This window comes from Staphylococcus sp. GDY8P57P (assembly GCF_017892585.1).
In the GTDB taxonomy this organism is placed as follows: domain Bacteria; phylum Bacillota; class Bacilli; order Staphylococcales; family Staphylococcaceae; genus Staphylococcus; species Staphylococcus borealis.
In genome coordinates, this window is sequence record NZ_JAESLK010000007.1 from 74,207 (window position 1) to 95,408 (window position 21,202).

At 35.5% G+C, this 21,202-nt stretch carries 14 protein-coding genes; 8 read left to right on the forward strand and 6 right to left on the reverse strand.

The window, feature by feature from the left end; all coding sequences use genetic code 11:
• Nucleotides 1-48: 48 nt before the first annotated feature.
• From KA878_RS03180 to lplA, 5 genes are read left to right on the forward strand one after another with little or no spacing between them, the layout of a single operon-like run.
• Nucleotides 49-1,050, forward strand: a complete 1,002-nt coding sequence (locus KA878_RS03180) for an LLM class flavin-dependent oxidoreductase (protein WP_193838762.1) — start codon at nt 49-51, stop codon at nt 1,048-1,050.
• 21 nt (nt 1,051-1,071) lie between these two features.
• A complete protein-coding gene (locus KA878_RS03185; protein WP_053030078.1) occupies nt 1,072-1,413 on the forward strand; it encodes a glycine cleavage system H family protein in 342 nt (113 codons plus the stop codon).
• 44 nt (nt 1,414-1,457) lie between these two features.
• Nucleotides 1,458-2,210, forward strand: coding sequence for a protein-ADP-ribose hydrolase (locus KA878_RS03190; RefSeq protein ID WP_193839937.1), 753 nt, complete (start codon nt 1,458-1,460; stop codon nt 2,208-2,210).
• Entirely contained in the window at nt 2,194-3,108 is a 915-nt protein-coding gene (locus KA878_RS03195) for an SIR2 family NAD-dependent protein deacylase (protein ID WP_228480652.1), read from the forward strand. The genes KA878_RS03190 and KA878_RS03195 overlap by 17 nt, the downstream gene beginning before the upstream one ends.
• An 11-nt stretch (nt 3,109-3,119) precedes the next feature.
• Nucleotides 3,120-4,142 (forward strand): lipoate--protein ligase, encoded by a 1,023-nt coding sequence (gene lplA, locus KA878_RS03200; RefSeq protein WP_053030080.1) that lies wholly within the window; start codon nt 3,120-3,122, stop codon nt 4,140-4,142.
• A gap of 233 nt (nt 4,143-4,375) precedes the next feature.
• On the opposite strand, the gene arcC is transcribed toward lplA, so the two are convergent.
• The 6 genes from arcC to KA878_RS03230 all read right to left on the reverse strand — a co-directional run bounded on the left by arcC (nt 4,376) and on the right by KA878_RS03230 (nt 15,090).
• Complete coding sequence (gene arcC / locus KA878_RS03205; protein ID WP_053030081.1) at nt 4,376-5,305, reverse strand: carbamate kinase; 930 nt, start codon at nt 5,303-5,305, stop codon at nt 4,376-4,378.
• An 18-nt stretch (nt 5,306-5,323) separates the two neighbouring features.
• A complete protein-coding gene (gene argF, locus KA878_RS03210) occupies nt 5,324-6,322 on the reverse strand; it encodes an ornithine carbamoyltransferase (protein WP_193838761.1) in 999 nt (332 codons plus the stop codon).
• Nucleotides 6,323-6,648: 326 nt separating this feature from the next.
• Nucleotides 6,649-7,680, reverse strand: coding sequence for a PTS sugar transporter subunit IIC (locus KA878_RS03215; RefSeq protein ID WP_053030083.1), 1,032 nt, complete (start codon nt 7,678-7,680; stop codon nt 6,649-6,651).
• 796 nt (nt 7,681-8,476) lie between these two features.
• Complete coding sequence (locus KA878_RS03220) at nt 8,477-11,596, reverse strand: choice-of-anchor I family protein (protein ID WP_193838760.1); 3,120 nt, start codon at nt 11,594-11,596, stop codon at nt 8,477-8,479.
• Nucleotides 11,597-11,699: 103 nt separating this feature from the next.
• Nucleotides 11,700-13,328: an ATP-binding protein gene (locus KA878_RS03225; RefSeq protein ID WP_193839936.1), complete on the reverse strand. Its 1,629-nt coding sequence runs from the start codon at nt 13,326-13,328 to the stop codon at nt 11,700-11,702.
• The gene (locus KA878_RS03230; RefSeq protein WP_193838759.1) at nt 13,321-15,090 is read right to left on the reverse strand and encodes a zinc-ribbon domain-containing protein; all 1,770 of its coding nucleotides are present in this window, start codon (nt 15,088-15,090) and stop codon (nt 13,321-13,323) included. The genes KA878_RS03225 and KA878_RS03230 overlap by 8 nt, the downstream gene beginning before the upstream one ends.
• Before the next feature lie 243 nt (nt 15,091-15,333).
• Between KA878_RS03230 and KA878_RS03235 the strand changes: the two genes are divergently transcribed.
• From KA878_RS03235 to KA878_RS03245, 3 genes are all read left to right on the forward strand, one after another.
• Nucleotides 15,334-18,120: a type I restriction endonuclease subunit R gene (locus KA878_RS03235; protein WP_193838758.1), complete on the forward strand. Its 2,787-nt coding sequence runs from the start codon at nt 15,334-15,336 to the stop codon at nt 18,118-18,120.
• 116 nt (nt 18,121-18,236) lie between these two features.
• Complete coding sequence (locus tag KA878_RS03240) at nt 18,237-19,793, forward strand: type I restriction-modification system subunit M (RefSeq protein WP_193838757.1); 1,557 nt, start codon at nt 18,237-18,239, stop codon at nt 19,791-19,793.
• Entirely contained in the window at nt 19,786-21,015 is a 1,230-nt protein-coding gene (locus KA878_RS03245; RefSeq protein ID WP_193838756.1) for a restriction endonuclease subunit S, read from the forward strand. The genes KA878_RS03240 and KA878_RS03245 overlap by 8 nt, the downstream gene beginning before the upstream one ends.
• Nucleotides 21,016-21,202: the final 187 nt, after the last annotated feature.

Consider the following 21,202-nt stretch of genomic DNA (forward strand, 5'->3'; position numbering starts at 1 on the left):
GTATTATAATAAGGGACTAAACAATTAAGCTTTGGAGATGAGCACCAAGTGGATTTCAATATATTAGATTATGCCATGATTGATGAAGGTAAGGATGCGACACAAGCATTACAAGATACAACAAGACTTGCAAAACGCGCTGACGAACTAGGTTATAAACGTTTCTGGTTAACGGAACATCATGACGTTCCAGCGTTTGCGAGTGGTAGTCCTGAACTCTTAATGATGCATTTGTTAGGGGAAACGAAACGCATTAAGTTGGGGTCTGGTGGGGTCATGTTACCGCACTATAGTCCGTTTAAAGTGGCCGAAAATTTCAAGATGTTAGAGGCACTCCACCCTGGTCGGGTTGACTTGGGTATCGGCAATAATCCAGGTACAGCGGTGGTTAAACGCGCAATGGACGAGGACAAACGTGATTATCTTGATTATGCACAAAGTATTGAAGATATTCGCCATTACTTGACGCAAGCACCAGAAGCCCAACGCGTAGGACAGGTCATTAGTCAGCCTCAGCTATCTCGTCATCCTGATATGTGGCTCTTAAGCGCAAGTCAACGTTCAGCTAAATTAGCTGCTACACAAGGCATGGGCTACACATTAGGGACATTCTTATTACCAAATCAAGATAAGATTGATGCAGCTAAAGCGTCTGTCGAAACGTATCGCGAACATTTTCAACCGACTGCGTTAAACATGTCACCCACAGTCATGTTAACCACGTTTGTCATCGTTACGGATACTGAAGAAGAGGCGCAAGACTTATTACATGCACTTGACGTTTGGTTATTAGGCAAACAACAATTTGCTGAGTTTGACCGCTTCCCTTCTATTGAAACAGCTAGACAATATAAATTAAGTGACCGTGATAAACGCGTTATCGCTCAACACCGCTCACGAATTCTAGCTGGAACAATAGCACAAGTGAAACCCCGCTTGGATGCAATGATCCAAGAATTTAAGGCGGATGAAGTCTTAGTTGTACCACTATTACCAGGCATCGACCAACGATGTCGTACTATCGAACGCATAGCACAAGCGTATTTATAAAGAAAGAAAGGATGATATGTAATGGCTAAATTAGCTAATTATTTATATGTAGAAAAAGTAGGTAACCAATATATTTATCGTATGACACCTGAATTACAAGATGATGTAGGTACTGTAGGTTATGTCGAATTTATGGGCGCAGACGATGTTAATGTTAATGATGAAATCGTCAGCATCGAAGCATCTAAAACTGTATTAGATGTGCAATCTCCACTTGCAGGTAAAATCGTCGAACGTAATACGAAAGCAGAAGATGAACCAGCTATTTTAAATTCAGAAAAACCAGAAGAAAATTGGTTAGTTAAATTAGAAAATGTAGATGAAGCAGCATACGACGCATTACCAGATCCAGATGAGGATTAAATGCAGTGAATCAACAAGAACGTTTAGCTTATCTAATTGAAGCCATGTGGAAAGAACAATATGGTGACAAACCTTTAGACCTCCCTGAGACTGACATAGAACAGTGGGAATTGTATCGTGGTTTGGCCAATGTTCGTCCACCTGAGCCTGTAAGTTCTGAGTACTTAGAGATACAAGATGCCTTTTTATCTACATTGAACAACCAACAAAACATCACACATATTGAAGATTTAACACCTATTTCAGATGCGTCACTATATGTATGGCAAGGCGACATCACAACACTTGCTATTGACGGTATCGTCAACGCAGCGAACAGCCGATTCTTAGGATGTATGCAAGCGAATCATGATTGCATCGATAACATCATTCACACTAAAGCTGGTGTACAATTACGTCTTGATTGCGCTGATATTATTGCGCAACAAGGCCGTAAAGAAGGTGTGGGGAAAGCAAAGATTACCTCTGCTTATAATCTACCAGCGACATATGTTATTCATACAGTCGGCCCTCAAATTCTTAAACAACCTGTGTCACAGATGAATAAAGATTTGCTCGCACGTTGTTATCGAAGTTGTCTGGCACTCGCCGACGAACATGGCTTAAAGCATCTAGCATTCTGTTGTATTTCAACAGGTGTCTTTAGATTCCCTCAAGATGAAGCGAGTCGCATAGCAATTCAAACCACACGCGACTATTTGCATGAAACTGGCTCAAAGATGAAAGTACTCTTTAACGTATTCACAGACAGAGATTTAGCACTTTATAAGGAGGCTTTCAATGACGACAACAGATAACACGACACAGAAACAGAACTGGATTGCACTTGATAAGGCGCAACAAGCAGACGCTAATCAAACCGATATTTTAGCACAAGCGATTGATGAAGCAGATGCCATTGTTGTAGGTATAGGTGCGGGGATGTCTGCATCAGACGGCTTCACTTATATTGGTGAACGCTTTACGCAGAATTTCCCTGATTTTATCGAGAAATATAACTTCTTCGATATGCTACAAGCGAGTCTGCATCCATTTGAAAGTTGGCAGGAGTATTGGGCATTTGAAAGTCGTTTCGTGAAATTAAACTACTTAGATCAACCTGTAGGTCCTTCTTACGTGGCACTTAAACAGATGCTTCAGCAAAAGGATTATCATATCATTACGACAAATGCAGATAATGCCTTTCTAGTGGCAGATTATGATTTAGACAAAGTGTTCCATATTCAAGGAGAATACATTCTCTGGCAATGTAGCCAACACTGTCATGCACAAACGTATCGTGACGATGATGCAATTCGCGAAATGGTAGCCCAACAAGAAGACATGAAAATTCCATATGAGCTGATTCCACATTGCCCAAAATGTGATGCACCTATGGAAATTAATAAACGTAAAGCACAAGTAGGGATGGTTGAAGATGCGGACTTCCATGCACAACTGGATCGCTACAACCATTTTCTAGACACGCATAAAGATGGCAAAGTGTTATATCTTGAAATCGGTATTGGTTATACGACACCACAATTTGTGAAACATCCGTTCCAACGTATGACACGCCAAAACCCAAATGCTGTGTTTATGACGTTAAACAAGAAAGCGTATCGCATCCCTAAATCAATCCAAGATAGAACGATTCATCTTACTGAAGATATTGCGTCGTTAATCATTCATGCACAAAGACAATTAACAACTTAGGAGACGAGAACATGTATTTAATAGAACCTATTCGTAATGGTAAATATATCGATGATGGCGCCGTTAACTTGGCGATGCAAGTATATGTTAATAACCACATCTTTTTAGATGAAGATATATTACTTCCATATTATTGCCAACCGAAAGTAGAAATCGGTCGCTTCCAGAATACTGCAGTAGAAATTAATCAAGATTATGTCGATGCGCATCATATTAAAGTCGTGCGCCGTGATACAGGCGGTGGCGCAGTTTATGTGGATGATGGTGCCGTCAACGTATGTTGCATTTTAGAACAAGATACATCCATATACGGAGATTTCCAACGCTTCTACCGTCCGGCCATTCAAGCACTACACAATTTAGGCGCCACTGACGTCATTCAAAGTGGTCGAAATGACCTTGCTTTAAATGACAAGAAAATTTCAGGCGCTGCGATGACATTATTGAATGATCGTATTTATGGTGGTTATTCATTATTATTGGATGTTGATTATGACGCCATGGTCAACGTGTTGAAACCAAACCGTAAGAAGATTGAATCTAAAGGTATTAAATCCGTACGTGCCCGTGTCGGTCAAATTCGTGATGCATTAGATCCTAAATATCAAGACATCACTATTCATGAATTTAAAGATCTGATGATTACGCAAATTATGGGCATTGATGACATTAAAGATGCTAAACGCTATGAATTAACTGATGAAGATTGGGCTGGCATCGATCAATTAGTCGCTGAAAAGTATGATAATTGGGAATGGAACTATGGCCGTTCACCACGATACGAATACAACCGAAATGAACGCTTTAGTTGCGGCACAATTGATATTTCCCTATCAATTGAACATAACCGTATTGCCGCTTGTCGTATTTATGGCGATTTCTTTGGTCAAGGCAACATTCACGATGTTGAAGCACATTTAATTGGGACACGCATGGTCAAAGCAGATTTAATTGAACGTTTGAATGACATTGATTTAACCTTCTACTTTGGCAATCTTAGCGTAGAAGAATTTGTGGCATTTATATTGAGTTAATTGTAACAGAGCAATTTTAAGTTACATTATTGAATGTTACTAACAACTAAATCACATTTGATAAACCTCATTCCCTTCACTACGCCATTTAGTGGGGGATTTTTAATATTTAAATGACCACTAAAAACCTGAGCTTAGTATGTAAATCACATACACTAAGCCCAGGTTCAACTTATTTATTAAAATGTATTGAGTGTTATTTTATAACCATGTCAAAAGTCAATCACATAACATTACTTTTTAATTAATGTACCAATCTTACCATCTAAGGCATCTCCTAAGTCTTCAAGAGATGTGATTAATACACTACCTTCTGGATTTTTCTCGATGAATTGTAATGCTGCTTCTACTTTAGGTAACATACTGCCTTTTGCAAATTGACCGTCAGCAATGTGTTTATTCATTTCATCTACTGTTACTTCACCTAAAGCTTCTTGATTATCTTTACCATAGTTAATGTAAACATAGTCTACTGCTGTTAAGATAATTAATTGATCTGATTTTAAGTGTGCTGCTAATAAAGCACTTGTTTTATCTTTATCGATAACAGCATCGACGCCTTTGTAGTTACCTTCTTCTTTAACAACTGGGATACCGCCACCACCAGCTGCAATAACGAGTGTGCCGTGTTTAATCAATGTTTCAATGCTATCTAATTCTACAATGTTGATTGGCATTGGAGAAGGTACAACTCGACGATAGCCACGTCCTGAGTCTTCTACAAATTGATAACCTTTTTCTTGCATTGTTTGATCCGCTTGTTCTTTAGTATAGAATAGACCAATTGGTTTTGTTGGATTATCAAATGCTTGGTCATCACCAGCAACTTCTACTTGTGTTACTAATGTAACAACTTGTTTATCGATACCTAATTCATGAAGTTCATTTAATAAACTTTCTTGTAGTTGATAGCCAATGTAAGCTTGACTCATTGCGCCACATTCTGGGAATGGGAACGCTGGTCCTTGGCCATTTTCAGCTGCGTAATTTAATCCTAAATTAATACTGCCGACTTGTGGGCCATTACCATGACTGATTACAACTTCATAACCTTTTTGAATTAAGCTAACTAATGATTTAGCTGTTCCTTTAACTAATTCTAATTGCTCTTCAGGTGATTGTCCTAAAGCGTTACCACCTAAAGCCACTACGATTTTAGACATAGGTAGGTCTCCCTTCGATTATTCTCCTAAAGTTGCAACCATCACAGCTTTAATAGTGTGTGCTCTGTTTTCTGCTTCTTGGAAGACAACAGATTGTTCACTTTCAAAGACTTCGTCAGCAACTTCCATTTCAGTTAAGCCATATTTTTCTTGAATTTCTTTACCAATTTTAGTTTCAGTATCGTGGAATGATGGTAAGCAGTGTTCGAAGATTGCACGTGGGTTACCAGTTTTTTCCATCATTTCTTTAGTTACACGATATGGTTCTAATAATTTAATACGTTGTTCCCAAACTTCATCAGGTTCACCCATTGATACCCAAACGTCTGTGTAGATAACGTCTGAACCTTTAACACCTTCGTCGATGTTATCAGTTACTAAGATTTCGCCACCATTTTTAGCTGCGATTTCTTTACAACGATTTAATAATTCATCTGTTGGATTTAATTCTTTAGGGCAAACTAAGTGGAAAGTCATTCCCATAATTGCTGCACCTTGCATTAATGCATTTGCAACGTTGTTACGTCCGTCTCCAACATATGTGAAGTTAATTTCGTGGTATGGTTTTTTCAATACTTCTTTTGCTGTTAAGAAGTCAGCAAGTACTTGAGTTGGATGATCTTCATCTGTTAAGCCGTTCCACACAGGCACACCTGAATATTTCGCTAATTCTTCAACAGTACGTTGTGAGAAGCCACGGTATTCGATTCCATCATACATACCACCTAATACACGAGCAGTATCTTTAGCAGATTCTTTTTTACCCATTTGGCTTCCAGTTGGTCCAAGATATGTCACGTGAGCGCCTTGATCATATGCTGCAGTTTCAAACGCACAACGTGTACGCGTAGAGTCTTTTTCAAAGATCAAAGCGATGTTTTTACCTTTAAGCTTTTGTTGTTCTATACCAGCGTATTTCGCTCGTTTTAAGTCCTCAGATAGATTTAGTAAAAACTCAACCTCTTTTTGTGAAAAGTCTAATAGTGTTAAAAAACTTCTATTTCTTAAATTTTGCATCTTGTACAACTCCTTTGTGATATCTTTCACATGTATTGTAAGCGATAACAAAATATAATACAACACTTTTTAAATAAGTTTATAAATTATTTATGTATAATTGACAAAATGTTTACAATAACATGATTTTAGATATTTTTACATTTTATAGCGTTATAATGAAAGAGATTACTCCAATTTTTATATTTTTATTATTACACATAAAATAGTATTATTAAACTTATTTAGTAATTCGTTTCTCATTAGCAATACTTATTCCATTTTTTTAATTTATATACTAAAAAAACTTCTTTGTCACAATGGTACAAAGAAGGTTTATTTTGATATTATGCGTCTTTAGCGCCTCGATTAATCATGTCCTGTTTAGTAACAATTGGGTATTTTTTAAATACGAGTGAACCAATCCAACCTGCAAGTCCACCAACGATAGCCATCACTACACCGTATATAACAACTGTCATTGGATTATTAAAGCCAAACATGACAAGGAAACCTGCAATCGGTGTCGCTGTACCTGTCGCATCATTAACCATACCAGATAATGCGATAATTAGACCTGCTGCTGCACCACCGAAGAAGTTGGTTATGTATATTGGAATTGGGTTAGCTGATACGATATCTGCTTGAGATAACGGTTCAATACTTACTGAGATTGTTGATTTACGATCACCTAGTTTTAAACGGTGGAATAATGTTCCGTTCATAAATGCTGAACTAAATGCAGCCATTGCCCCGATTGCCATTGGTATACCTGTTAATCCGAGTAATGCGGTTAATGCCATTGAACTTAATGGTGCTGTACCAACAACTGTAATAATACCTCCGAGAACAATACCCATAAAGATTGGATTCGTGTCTGTACTGCTTTGAATAATGTCACCAATTTTCAAGAGTGTATTATTAACGACTGGTGTTAAGCCAGCTGCAATTAATCTTGCAAGTGGCGCAAGGATCACAACCGAACCAATTAAATCGACACCGTCTGGAACATATTTCTCTGTGTATTTCATAACGTAACCAATCAGATAACCTGCGAAGAAACCTGGTAAGAGATCCATACCACCACAGGCAGCACCAATCACTAGTGCATAGACTGGAGACACACCAATCGCAAGTGCAGTTAATCCTGCTGCAGCAACGCCACCAAGGCCTCCCGCAGCATCCCCTAACTCTTCAAGAAACTTGATGCCAAAGACTTCTCCGCCTACATACTTGTTGAATGCTTCGACTAAGAATGTTGCAATCGCCGCATTTGCTAGTGCTCCCATCGCACGCATACCATTGGGCGCTTTATACGTAAATAATGTAAAAATAATAAGAACTAAAATTAAAAATAACGTGCCAATAAGTAAATCCATAAAATTTTTCCATCCCCTTATAGATAATAAAAAAAGAGAATATAAGTTAACTGTTTTAAACCCCTAAAGTTATCTTTTATCCTCATTTAGTGACTATTTTACTAAAAAAACAAATTATATTCCACGGAATTTATTATTTTTTATGTAAAAAGCAAAATAAATACTATGCAAAATCATATATACGTAAATCGCATTTAATTGTATCGTTTTGTAATGGAAAAACTTAGAAATCGTAGGATAGCATGGCACGCTAAAAGAAAATATCTTTATCTTCACTAAAATTAATATTTTTATCCTTTTTGATTGTAAAAAGAGTTTTATTTTAAATTGAATGGGTATTTATCAAAAGTAGATACATGATTTATGTATTTGTTTTGGGAGACTAATTGCATTCGTAATGTTCTTTACGTGATCAATTACATGCTCTTTTCTTTTCAATTTAGTTTGAATTACTCAAACTTCTTTAAATTATTGAGTACATTTATGAATTACTAGTAATCCCATGCCAATAAAATGTATCCTTACGTACATTTTATTAAAAACCCAATTTTTATATTTTCCCAAAACGCCAATATGGCCGTTGAAGCACTTATAGTTCTCCCAATCTATAAGTGCTTTTGTTGTGTGAAAAATAGGAGTGGGACAGAATTCTTTTGAATTCGTCGTCCCACCCCCGCAAGGATGACTAGAACTGAGAAAAGCTTGATTTAAGCGCCTTCTCAGTTCAGTCAGCTACTGCGAATTTGCAAAATAGCTTCATTATATTATTTATGTTCCAGCCTCACTCTCTGAAGCATTATTTCTCAGATTTTGACGTTTTGCGTTTTTTAATTAATACAAGGCCTAGGCCTCCTAAAAGTACTGACCATAATGTTGTGTTTGTATCAGTTTGACCTGACTTTGGTAGTGCTTTTGTTACGTTGTCACCCGAAGTATTTGAATGGTTTACCTCATCAGATACTTCACTTGCATGATGAGTTATCACTTCATGATGACTTGAAGATTGAGTGCTTATCACACTCAAGTTATGAGTGTTAGATTTTGTTGTTTGTTGATTATGGCTTTCTTCTTGATGATTGTTATGAGCACTATGATTCATATCGTGGGAAGAACCTTTACTCTCCTCTACTCCTTCATTTGACTGTGCATTGTTATCTTCTTGATTTGAGATAACGACGTCACTATCATCTTCATATATGTCACCACCGACTTCATAAGGTGGTTCTAAGCCCTCATCATTTCCATTATTATCAACAGAAGCATGATTGCCTTCTTCGTTACTTGAATTATCGTTTTCGATATTAGGTTGTTCGCCATTATCTACACCATGATTGGTATTGGGTGATTCATTTTCAGGAGCAGGGTTATCTGAATCATCTTTAGACGCCCCGTTAGTATTTCCCGGGTTATCATTAACTCCTTCATCATCACTTTCTTGATCACCTGTTAAATCTTCTAATTCCCAAGCGGATGTTGTGCCAGATAACTCAAATGACGCAATCAACATTGGTTTACCATTTGGACTGTCTTCAGCGCTTTCAAACGTAATGCCCTCAGGTGAAATATCTTTATTATCTGGGTCATATAAATATTTCACAAAATACGGTTCATTAGGGTTTGTAATATCATAAATCATAATACCACCCACACGTTCTAAACCGACAAAGGCATATGAATGACTGCCTACTTTACCAACTACCACATTTTCAGCTTCTGGACCTTTATCATCACTACGATCATCTACTTTAATGTCATCAGCTGATTCATAATTGGCATTAAATCGTTCAGGCAATATATCTAATACGCGTTGCTCAATATCATTACCACTGTCATAGATCATTTCCAAATCAGAGGCTCTTAAGATAGAGAATGAACGACCACCATATGATACTAGCGCATTGTATTTCCCATTGGCATCTTTGAACGCATGTGACGTCGTAACTTTCAAACGACCCAATTGTTCGTCATCAAACAAGCCATTTTTCACCATTTCATCTAGTTCTGCTTGTGTGTAGTCTTGGTAATAACGTGCATCCAATTGAATATCATCTTTCAATTTCTTCACACGTTTTTCCTCAGAATAACCCTCATAATCTTGAGAATCACCTTCATTTGCGATCAATAAATAGTTTTCACCATTATAGTCATACGTATCGATACCATCTGGCTGCAATAACCCTAATACAGGCACACGTCGTAACTCTGATTTACCATCTTCATCAGACGTATCCATCGCATTTTGGGCAAGTGAATGGTCCTTATACGGTAACCCTTTCACTTGGACAATGTTTCCCTTCGCAATGTCGATCTTCGCGATGGCACTCACTTCTTGTAACGTGACATAGGCATATTTACTTTGGCTATCAACCGCAATATATTCTGGTTCAATATTCAAATAGGCATCTTCCGCATTAGGTCCTAACGCGCGAATACTTTCTTGATGTTCTTTCGTAAACATTGCTGTACGTATGTTATTGGCAGTTACATTTTCAGGACCATTCGCCACATCAATCACTGACACAGAACCTGGTGGGTTAACGATATAATCGTCACTTGGTTCCCCTTCATTAGCGACCAATAAATATTTGCCATCTTTTGAAAAAGTGACCATATCCGGTAGACTGCCGACCGTCACGTTATTGATATATTCACCATTTGAACCATAAAATATAACATGCCCGGGCTTCGTCTTATCCACTGCTGGCGCTGACACAGCTACATACGCTCCACTCGGATGTACTGTCACACTCGTTAAGTCACCCGCTTCAATTCCATTATCTTGCAGGTAAATACGCTTCACTAAATGAATTGCGCCATCCTTTCCAGGATGCTTTACATCAATAATATCCAACGCTTCCTTATCACCATTTACCGAATACGCATAGCCATTCTTTGGATTGTATTTCACAATTTCAGTTCCACCCTTATCGAAATCCGAACCACTTGTATAACGTCCTGTATGCGTGATGTTCAATTGATCTTGACCAGTGCGAGACGCATTCTTTGTACGTTGTGCCGATGTCCATTCAGGTGTTGTAGAAAGGATTGCTTTCGGTTGTTGATCTTGCGCGTTCGCATCACGTTGTAACGCATTGAAGAGCACTTGCTTTTGTTGCGAAGACATATGCGTCAGTTGTGATTTAGGCACATCCGCAACTGTGACATCACGCGCTTCTGTAGCCGTTACTTTATTCATTTGCGTTTCTTTTGAAAAAGGGTGTGCATTCGTACGTGTCACATTTGAATGTTGTACTGCTTCAGTTGATGTTACGTTGGATTGAGATACATCAGAATGTGCATTTTGGTTAGATTGTTGTGTCGTATGACTGTTTTCTGTTTGTCTGTTTTTAGTCGCTGGTTGTGTTGCTTTTTTTGTTTCTTGTGTAGGTGCTTCTTGCGTATTGTTTTGTGATGATGTTTCTTTAATTTCATGTTGAGGTTGTTCTTGAGTTTGTGATTGTTCTTTTTTAGGTTGTTCTTGTGTAGTTGGTGTTTGAGATGTTGTTACATCCTTAGATGGTTTACTTTGTTGTGTTGTTTCTTTAGTTACTTGTTCTGTTTGATTATTACTTTGATTCTCATTATGTATCGCTTTATCTTCCTCTGTATCCGCTTCTTGAGACGGTACTTGTTCAGTAGATGCTTCTTCCTTAGTTTGAATGTCTTGTGTTGCTATCGCTTTATTTTGTGGTTGTGCCACACGTTGCGTTGAGGCTTCATAACTCGGTTGTTCTTTAGATGATTGCGTTTGTTCCGTTGAAACCTTTTCAGAAGTGTTCGCCTCATGACTTTCCGCAGCAGACGCTTGCCCCCCACCTATCAATAATAAACTCCCAACAAGAATAGACGTCGCCCCGATTGAATATTTACGAATCGAATACGCCTCACGCTTATTCCTAAACTGCTTCTTATCCATAAAAAAATCCCCCCTGTAAGATAAAAGTGTATACACCACCATCTTACAAGAGGAATATTTATGGATTATTGGGAGTGAGTAAAGAAATGGTAAAGTGCAAATGTTACTCAAACACACCTCTAGAAGACATCACTCTCTTGTACTCTACTACAATGTCTTCGTCTATAATTTTATTAACATGTTTTTTATGTTTAAGTTCTAGACGGGCATTTTGAAAGCTTCTAAATCCTAAATCCACAAGACCAGGTTTATTTACAGTCATAATAAAAGTAGCAATCCCCATTGGTTGAGTACCTCCTTTAGTCCCAGCCATAATAGTTCCATGAGTAACATCTATACTAGTAAATGTCGAAGAACTAACTAGTAATAAACGTGAGAACTCTCTATTTTTCGCTATAGGTAAACTTTCTTTAAATGATTTACCATAATAAAAATATTGTTTATAAAACCAATATATACGCACCAATGTCTCAAAAATTATGACTGGTATTAACTCAGTTGTGAAGGCTCTAAGGTCATATCCATTTTTAAACATCCAATCAGTAGCCTTTGCTATATTCATATCTTGATTATTAATTTTTATTTTACCAAATTGTAATTTTTTTAATAATGCTTCCCCAGGAACAGCTAAGCCACTGCCTCTTCCTTTTGAACCACTACTTCCTGAGACATCACTCATTAGATGACCAAACCAATTGTTCACTGCTTGAATAATTTTATTTACTATATTTCCTGTTAATTCAATATTTTTATTTTTTGCTTCTGTCGTAATAATTTTACCTTCATTTGTAATAAAACTAGCCGTACCAGTTAATTGATTATAAACACTACTTATTAAGCCTAACAAACTAGCATCATGTCCTAATGAAAATAAATGATGGTTATCCGGTGACATTCCTTGGACAACCTTAGAATGTCCAGCATCATAACCAACTGGATGTTTTTTCTCCAAGTACTTAATACACGACTTTAAACTAGCATTGTGTTTATTTTCTTTAATTTTATTTATTTTCTTATTTAGTTTTTCAATAGCTTCAGGAGAATTTGCCTTTTTCTTATGTTTTTTTAATTCTGCAATTCTTTCATGGTATGCATATTCTTTTACTAATTTTGCATAACCACCATCTACAACCTTTTGTAACCCCTTTGCATCTTTACCTTTAGCAATTGTGCCCACAAAAACTACATCGATAAATCCTGCTATAACACCTGCTGCAGCTGCAAATCCATAGTCCTCTTTTTCAAGTTCTAGTAAGTCAAATTTTTCTATCATTTTACGAGCCACTTCAACCTGCTCATGTTTACTATATAAATTTAAAAATGGACTTGTTAAATCTATATTATTTTCTAATGCGAATTGTCTATTATATTCGTAAGAATTAAAATCATCTCTATCAATATCTATTGTTTTAACATTTTTTGTTTCTACCAAATCAATAGATTTTGAAGCATATATTTGGCCATCTCTTAGTTTATTTCTCAACACTTCATCATTAAATTTTGTGAGATTAGAATCTTGAGACTGAGTATTATTTAATCTTCGTTTTCTTAATTCATTCAATAAGTCTTTTTTCATATTAATTTGATTATCGATATTCTCTTTCATAACATCAATATTATGCAAAGACTTATCAAGGTTGTCATTAGCTTGATTTCGTAATTCATAATCTACTAACAGATTTTCTGCTAAACCTTTTAGTTCTTTTTTATCTTTTCTCCCCTGTCTACTCATCTTTTTCTCCACTAAACAATGATTTTTTCAAACCTGAAAATCCTTTTTTAGCAAGTGATTTACTTTGAGCAATACTTGATGCTTTTGTATCGAAGTAACCGATATCTTCAAGAACAGTATGCACTGCTTTTAATTCATCCAATTCGATATTCTCTCTTAAAGCGACATCGTCAGCTTCAGATTGATTATCTAAATCTCCATTTATCAAATAAACATTTTTAATTACTTCATCCGCATAAACTTTATTAATATTTTTAGCTAATAATTCATTATATTTTCCTATATCTAAACTTTCAGGAACCATGGTTAATAACAATTCACGTTCAGAATAAGTTTCATCCTCTTCAATTAAACTACCAGCATCAGCTAATGATTGATTTTGATTTATAATTAATTCTAATTCTTTATACAACTCTGAACTAAGTTCATTTGATTCACGTAATTTTAAAGCAAAATCTGTCATTTTTTGACTTAACCAATTGATATCTTCAATAATGTATGCATTAGCAATACGTAGTTGACTAATACGGTCATTAAGCGTTTGAATTCTAATACCAAACTTCTCTGCTTCTCCTGTGCCAGAGAAGTATTTAAGTCCTCTATAAACACCGAATCCCGCTATAATTCCCAGGTAAACAGTTCCACCACTAGTAAGTAGTCCCAGAGCCACTAATCCGGCTCCACTAGCCACAGCAGCAAGTTCTTTGTTTACTTCTTTAATTTGACTATCTGTCATTCTACTTTCAATAATTTCTTTATCTGCTTTAATTTTTCTCAAAATAAACTTCAGTTGTTTATCTGAAATATTTAATCTATTAAGCATTCTAACTAATACTTCGTCATCCTTAATAGTGTCTAATTTACCACTATTCATTCCTATAATATCCATAGCCAAAGTTTGTTCTACTGCAGCTTCTGAAAAATTATCTTTATTAGTTTGACTTTTAAGTTGATCTATTAATTCTTCAATAGTTAAATCTTCTTTATCTTCGAATCGATACTTTCTTAAATCATTGGCCAATTGTTTGCTAACTTTTATTTTAGTCATCAAACTGATGAGTTCTTTATACTCCCGACTATCAATAATGCCATCATCATCTTTTAAATATGCAATAACAATTCTGAAATATAATTCCAATATTTCAGAACTCATTTGACTAATTTGCACTACTTGATTTTTAGAAGCAATATTATCTACACGTTTATTAAAATCATTCAATAACTTTGCAATAAGTTTATACGGCAAATCACTATCAAATTGTTCAGAGCTAAATTCTATATCTTCACCGTTTTCATATGAAACGATTACTCGATGATATTCAATTACTTTTCCCTTATTATTGATTGTTCTGTCAGAATCATACTCAGCTGATATTATATTTTCAAAAGGGATTTTCTTAACACTATCAAACGTAGTTTTTAAATACATTTCAGCCCCAGTAAATACTACTCCTGATTTGCCATTATTTAATAAACTAGTATCGATTAATGCTATAACAGTATTTGGATCAATACCTTCCGCAATACTGACTGATGCATTTATGAGAACTTTTTCAGGAATATCAGGTGTAATCATGATATCTGTTAGATTTGTTTCATTTAGTAATGACTTAATATACACATCTGAACTTACCTTCTCTATTACATCCACTTCTTCGATTTTTTGACTATTATTGTTTATACTTGCAATTTTAAATCCGCATTCCGGACAAAATTTAGCATTTTCAATTAATTTATTTCCACATTCTGGACAAAATTTCATTTCAATTATCCCCTTAAAGTACTTATTTTTCGAAATTAGTTTAGCACAACAATCATAAAATTAGTTAAAAATTATTGTAATTTTTATAAATATTTTTATATCTTTTACAATTCGAAAATAAGTGTAGTATTTCACTCTAAAATATATAATTAAGTCTGCGTATTTAGTTAATTTAATTGTTTTCTACAACACTTTATTCTCTTATGCTATATTTAAACCAAATACTATTTTTCGGGTGATGTTATGAGTTATCAAGGTGAATTGGCGTTAGAGAATGAAGTGATTAAGCAACTAGAGTCTCAAGGTTATGAAAAAGTAATCTTAAGAAATCATGACCAATTGGTTAACAATTTTCGTCAAATTTTAAATGAACGAAATATGGACAAACTTAATAATAAACCGCTCACTGATACTGAATTTGCGCGTTTGATGACTGATATTAGTGATAAGAGTGTCTTTGAAAGTGCAATGCAACTGCGCGATAGTTACACGCTTGAAAGAGATGACGAATCGAAGGTGTACTTATACTTCTTTAATACGGAACATTGGTGTCAAAACAAATTCCAAGTTACGAATCAAGTATCAGTCGATGATAAATATAAAGGTCGCTATGATGTGACGCTTCTCATTAATGGTCTGCCACTTGTTCAAATTGAACTTAAACGTAGCGGTATTGCGATTACACAAGCGTTCAATCAAATTGAACGTTATCGTAAACATAACTACAGAGGCTTGTTCCGCTTCATTCAATTATTCGTTGTGAGTAATAAGAAGGAAACACGTTATTATGCGAACAGTGATAAAGAAATATTCAAAAGCTTTATGTTCTATTGGAGCGATAAAGACAATCGTCGAATTAACAATTTAAAAGAATTTATCCAAGACTTCCTTGACCGTTGTCGCGTGGCGAAAATGATTAGTCGCTATATGATCACAAACGAAACTGATAAACTTTTAATGGCACTTCGACCATATCAAGTGTATTCAGTGGAAGCACTCATCAATCGTGCTACGGAAACGAATAATAATGGCTACATTTGGCATACGACTGGTAGTGGTAAAACACTGACATCATTTAAAACGAGCCAAATTCTATCTAGAGATCCTGGCATTAAGAAAGTCATCTTCCTCGTAGACCGTAAAGATTTAGACAGTCAAACACTCGCAGAATTTAATAAATTCCAAATGGACTCTGTTGATTTAACCGATAATACACATAAACTTTTAAAGCAGGTTGATGATCCTTATCAGAAACTCATTGTTACTACGATTCAGAAGATGTCCAATGCGGTTAAGACTGGCGCTAAAGTAATGGATAAATATAAGGAAGATAAAGTTGTCTTCATTATTGATGAGTGTCACCGTACGCAATTTGGCGAGATGCACCGTCTTATTAGACAACATTTCCTTAACGCTCAATATTTCGGTTTCACTGGTACGCCTCGCTTTGAAGAGAATTCAAGTCAAGATGGTCGTGCGACTGCAGATATTTTTGAAAAGTGTTTACACACCTACCTCATCAAAGATGCGATTCGTGACGGCAACGTACTTGGTTTCTCAGTGGAATATATCAGTACATTTGCGAAGGAATTACACGAGATGGACGACACATATGTCGCTAATATCGATGAAAATGAACTATGGATGGCTGACGACCGTCTTAAATTAGTTGCCCAACATATGATTGATAACCATCATAAGAAGACACGTAATCAAATGTATACTTCCATCTTCACTGTACAAAGTATACCAATGGCAATTAAGTATTATAAAATCTTCAAACAACTCAAAGAAGAAGGCAAACATGATTTAAATGTTTCTACCATTTTCACTTACGGAGCGAATGAAGATAGTAAACAACAGTCGGATAATAAGCATACTAAAGATGAACTTGCCGAAATAATGAAAGATTATAACGCGACCTTCGACAAGAATTATTCACTCGATTCATTCGATGGGTTCTTTAATGACATTTCTAAACGTGTGAAACAAGGTAACCCCGCCGAACGTCTTGATATCCTTATTGTCGTCGATATGTTCTTAACTGGTTTCGATAGCAAGAAGCTAAACACACTATATGTCGATCGTAACTTGAAATATCATGGTTTAATCCAAGCCTACTCACGTACCAATCGTGTTGAGAAAGAAACGAAGCCTTACGGTAATATCGTTTGCTATCGAAATTTGAAAGACAATACAGATAGAGCCATTGAGCTCTTTTCACAAACAAACGATACGGATACCGTATTAAGTCCATCATTTGATGTCATATTGTCACAATTCAAGTCAGAGTTAGAACAATTATTCAAACTTGCCCCAACGCCAGATAGTGTAGATGACTTAGAGCGTGAAGAAGACAAGTATCAATTTGTAATGATTTATCGTGCCCTAGCGAGTATTATGCAACGACTTAAAACATTCGACGAATTCTATTTCACAACAGATGTGGTAGGTATTGATGAACAAACGTACGAAGATTATAAGAGTAAATATCTCAATATTTATGATCAAGTCAAAGCAACCAATACTGCTGAAAAGACATCTGTTTTAGAAGATATTGACTTTAAAATCGAAGTACTTAGAAACGATTTAATCAATGTTCAATATATCTTAGACTTACTTAATAACATTGACTTAACAGATAAAAAACAAACTGAGCGCGTGCGTAATCAAATCAAACAATTATTAGATAAAGCTGACGATGATAAACTTCGCCTAAAAGCCGAATTAATTAGAGAATTCTTAGATAAAGTCATTCCTCATTTAGATGAAGATGCTGTTGTTGAAGATGCTTACTTTAATTTCGAGGAAACGGTCAAAGAAAAAGAAATTCAAGACTTCGCAGATTCAAAAGAATATCCAGTCGAACTGCTTAAAGAAGTCATTAATGAATATGAATTTAGCGGACAATTAGACAATGCCGTTGTTGAACAAGGTATTACAGGGGGCTTACTAGTACGTACCCAGAAGATTGAAAACGTTAAATCCTTCGTTCAAGAAACAACAGAAAAATATGGCGCAGCAAACTAAATAAGTTAGGCGGTTTCCCGCTTAACTTATTTTAATTTGTGATTTAAAATAAGAAATAAAATATAAAAACTTAAATATCAAACAATATAATTACATTTATTAAGGGGGAAACATCAGTGTCAACGACAGAAAAACAACGTCAACAACAAGCTGATCTACAAAGAAAATTATGGTCCATCGCCAATGACTTACGTGGGAACATGGACGCCAATGAGTTCAAAAACTATATCTTAGGCTTAATCTTCTATCGCTTCCTAAGTGAGAAGAATGAAGAAATCGCTTCAGACTTGCTAAAAAAAGATGGCATCTCGTATGAAGAAGCCATGAAGAATGATACATATAAACCTATCGTTGAGAAAGAATTAATCGCACGTATTGGTTTTGTCATTAAACCTCAATACTTATTTAGTAATTTAATTAAAGAAATCGAAAAACAAACATTTCAAATTGAAGATTTAAGCAATGCCGTGAAAAACGTTGAAAACTCTACACGTGGTCATGAAAGTGAAGATGACTTTATTCATCTCTTCGATGATATGGACCTAACATCTAGCCGTCTTGGTAATACAAACGCGAAACGTACACAACTGATTTCAAAAGTGATGGTCCAAATTTCAACCTTGCCTTTCGTTCATAGTGACCTTGAAATCGACATGCTTGGTGATGCCTACGAATACTTAATCGGTCAATTCGCGGCAAGTGCAGGTAAAAAAGCTGGTGAGTTTTATACACCACAACAAGTATCTACAATCTTAGCTAAAATTGTTACAACAGGAAAGCAAGACTTAAAAAGCGTTTACGACCCTACGTGCGGATCTGGTTCCCTACTCCTTCGTGTTGGTGCAGAAGCTAAAGTGCGTCAATACTATGGTCAAGAATACAATAGTACGACATACAACCTAGCTCGAATGAACATGTTACTCCACGATGTGAACTATAAACGTTTCCAAATCGAAAATGACGACACGCTTGAAAGCCCTGCAGTACGTGAAGAACGCTTTGATGCCGTTGTAGCTAACCCACCATACAGCGCGAAATGGAGTGCTGACCCTTCATTCTTAGATGATGCACGTTTCAGTAACTATGGTAAACTTGCACCTAAATCTAAAGCCGATTTCGCCTTTATTCAACATATGATTTACCACTTAGATGATAATGGCACTATGGCCGTAGTCTTACCACATGGAGTTTTATTCCGTGGCGCAGCAGAAGGTACCATTCGTAAATATTTAATTGAAGAGAAGAATTACTTAGATGCCGTTATCGGCTTACCTGCTAACCTATTCTTCGGTACAAGTATCCCAACAAGCATTCTAGTATTTAAGAAATGTCGTGAAGCGAATGACGACGTAGTGTTTATTGATGCTTCTCAATCCTTTGAAAAAGGTAAAAACCAAAACCATCTTACCGACGAAGACGTCAACAAAATCGTTGAAACCTACCGCAATAGAGAAACCATTGATAAATACAGCTATATAGCAACTTTAGAAGAAATTAAAGAAAATGATTATAACCTTAATATCCCAAGATACGTCGATACATTCGAAGAAGAAGAACCGATTGATCTAGACCAAGTCCAACAACAACTCGCAGACATCGACAAAGAAATCGCCGACGTAGAATCAGAAATCAATGATTATCTTAAAGAACTAGGAGTGTTGAAAAATGACTGAACAGCAAAATACTCCAGAACTAAGATTCCCAGGGTTTGAAGAAAATTGGGTAACTAGCAAGTTAACATTAGTAACAACTTTATTAAAAGATGGAACACATGGCACTCATAAAGATGTTGAAATAGGTCCATGGCTTTTAAGTGCAAAAAATATAAAGAATAACAAAATAACTATAGTGGAAAATGATAGAAAAATAAGTCAAACTGACTTTAATAAAATTTATAAAAACTATAATTTAAGAACAGATGATCTTTTACTTTCAATAGTCGGCACCATAGGTAATGTTGCTCTTGTAAAAAATCCTTATAACATTGCCTTTCAAAGAAGTGTAGCTATTTTAAGATTCAAAGATTGTTTTTCAAGTTTATATTTTTTATACCTTTTTCAAACTTTTGTATTTAAAAAGAAACTCAAAAGAAATCAAGTTGTCTCCGCACAACCAGGTATTTATTTAGGTGATTTAGGCAAATTTGAAATTAACATACCCGAATCTAAAAAAGAACAAGTCAAAATAGGGGTTTTCTTTAGCAAACTCGACCGCCAGATTGAGTTAGAAGAACAGAAACTTGAACTTTTAGAACAACAAAAGAAAGGCTATATGCAAAAGATTTTCTCACAAGAGTTGAGGTTTAAAGATAAAAATGGCAATGAATATCCAGAGTGGAGTATAAAGAAATTAAAAGATATAGCCGAAATTATTGGTGGAGGAACACCTAGTACAAAAGATGATACTTATTGGGATGGTAATATAAATTGGTTTTCACCAGTTGAAATAGGGGATAAAGATTTTGTTAACGAAAGTCAAAAGATGATAACTGAAAAAGGACTACGAAAAAGCTCCGCAAAACTTTTGCCAATTGGTACTGTTCTATTTACGTCAAGAGCTGGAATAGGGAAAACAGCAATACTTTCTAAAGAATCAACAACTAATCAAGGTTTTCAATCTATTGTACCTAAAGAAAATTTATTAGACTCTTATTTTGTATACTCTATGACAAGTCTATTAAAGAGATATGCTGAAAGAGTAGGAGCAGGTTCAACATTTACAGAAGTTTCAAGAAAGCAAATGGAAGAAATCAAAATATCAACTCCTACAATAAAAGAGCAACAAAAAATAGGGAGATTATTTTATAAAAATAATCGATTAATAGAGAAACAGAAAACTAAACTTAAATTACTAAAACAACGCAAGCAAGGACTCTTACAGAAGATGTTCTTGTAATTCTGATAAAGTCCCATTATGTAAAGGATAACTACCTGAGAAACAGGCAGTTATCCCTAAAGCTATAATATTACTTTAACGGCTAGCGTCTAAAGACGTTAGCTTTTTCCTGTTCAACTCAAAACAATATTATCTCTTTAGTTTAAGTCTCATGTGTCTTTGTATTACTTTAACAAATACTAAAATA

Coding starts and splice junctions, on each gene's coding strand:
- KA878_RS03185 (WP_053030078.1), top strand. CDS start 1,072: ATGGCTAAATTAGCTAATTATTTATATGTAGAAAAAGTAGGTAACCAA.
- KA878_RS03190 (WP_193839937.1), top strand. CDS start 1,458: ATGTGGAAAGAACAATATGGTGACAAACCTTTAGACCTCCCTGAGACT.
- KA878_RS03195 (WP_228480652.1), top strand. CDS start 2,194: ATGACGACAACAGATAACACGACACAGAAACAGAACTGGATTGCACTT.
- lplA (WP_053030080.1), top strand. CDS start 3,120: ATGTATTTAATAGAACCTATTCGTAATGGTAAATATATCGATGATGGC.
- arcC (WP_053030081.1), bottom strand. CDS start 5,305: ATGTCTAAAATCGTAGTGGCTTTAGGTGGTAACGCTTTAGGACAATCA.
- argF (WP_193838761.1), bottom strand. CDS start 6,322: ATGCAAAATTTAAGAAATAGAAGTTTTTTAACACTATTAGACTTTTCA.
- KA878_RS03215 (WP_053030083.1), bottom strand. CDS start 7,680: ATGGATTTACTTATTGGCACGTTATTTTTAATTTTAGTTCTTATTATT.
- KA878_RS03220 (WP_193838760.1), bottom strand. CDS start 11,596: ATGGATAAGAAGCAGTTTAGGAATAAGCGTGAGGCGTATTCGATTCGT.
- KA878_RS03225 (WP_193839936.1), bottom strand. CDS start 13,328: ATGAGTAGACAGGGGAGAAAAGATAAAAAAGAACTAAAAGGTTTAGCA.
- KA878_RS03230 (WP_193838759.1), bottom strand. CDS start 15,090: ATGAAATTTTGTCCAGAATGTGGAAATAAATTAATTGAAAATGCTAAA.
- KA878_RS03235 (WP_193838758.1), top strand. CDS start 15,334: ATGAGTTATCAAGGTGAATTGGCGTTAGAGAATGAAGTGATTAAGCAA.
- KA878_RS03245 (WP_193838756.1), top strand. CDS start 19,786: ATGACTGAACAGCAAAATACTCCAGAACTAAGATTCCCAGGGTTTGAA.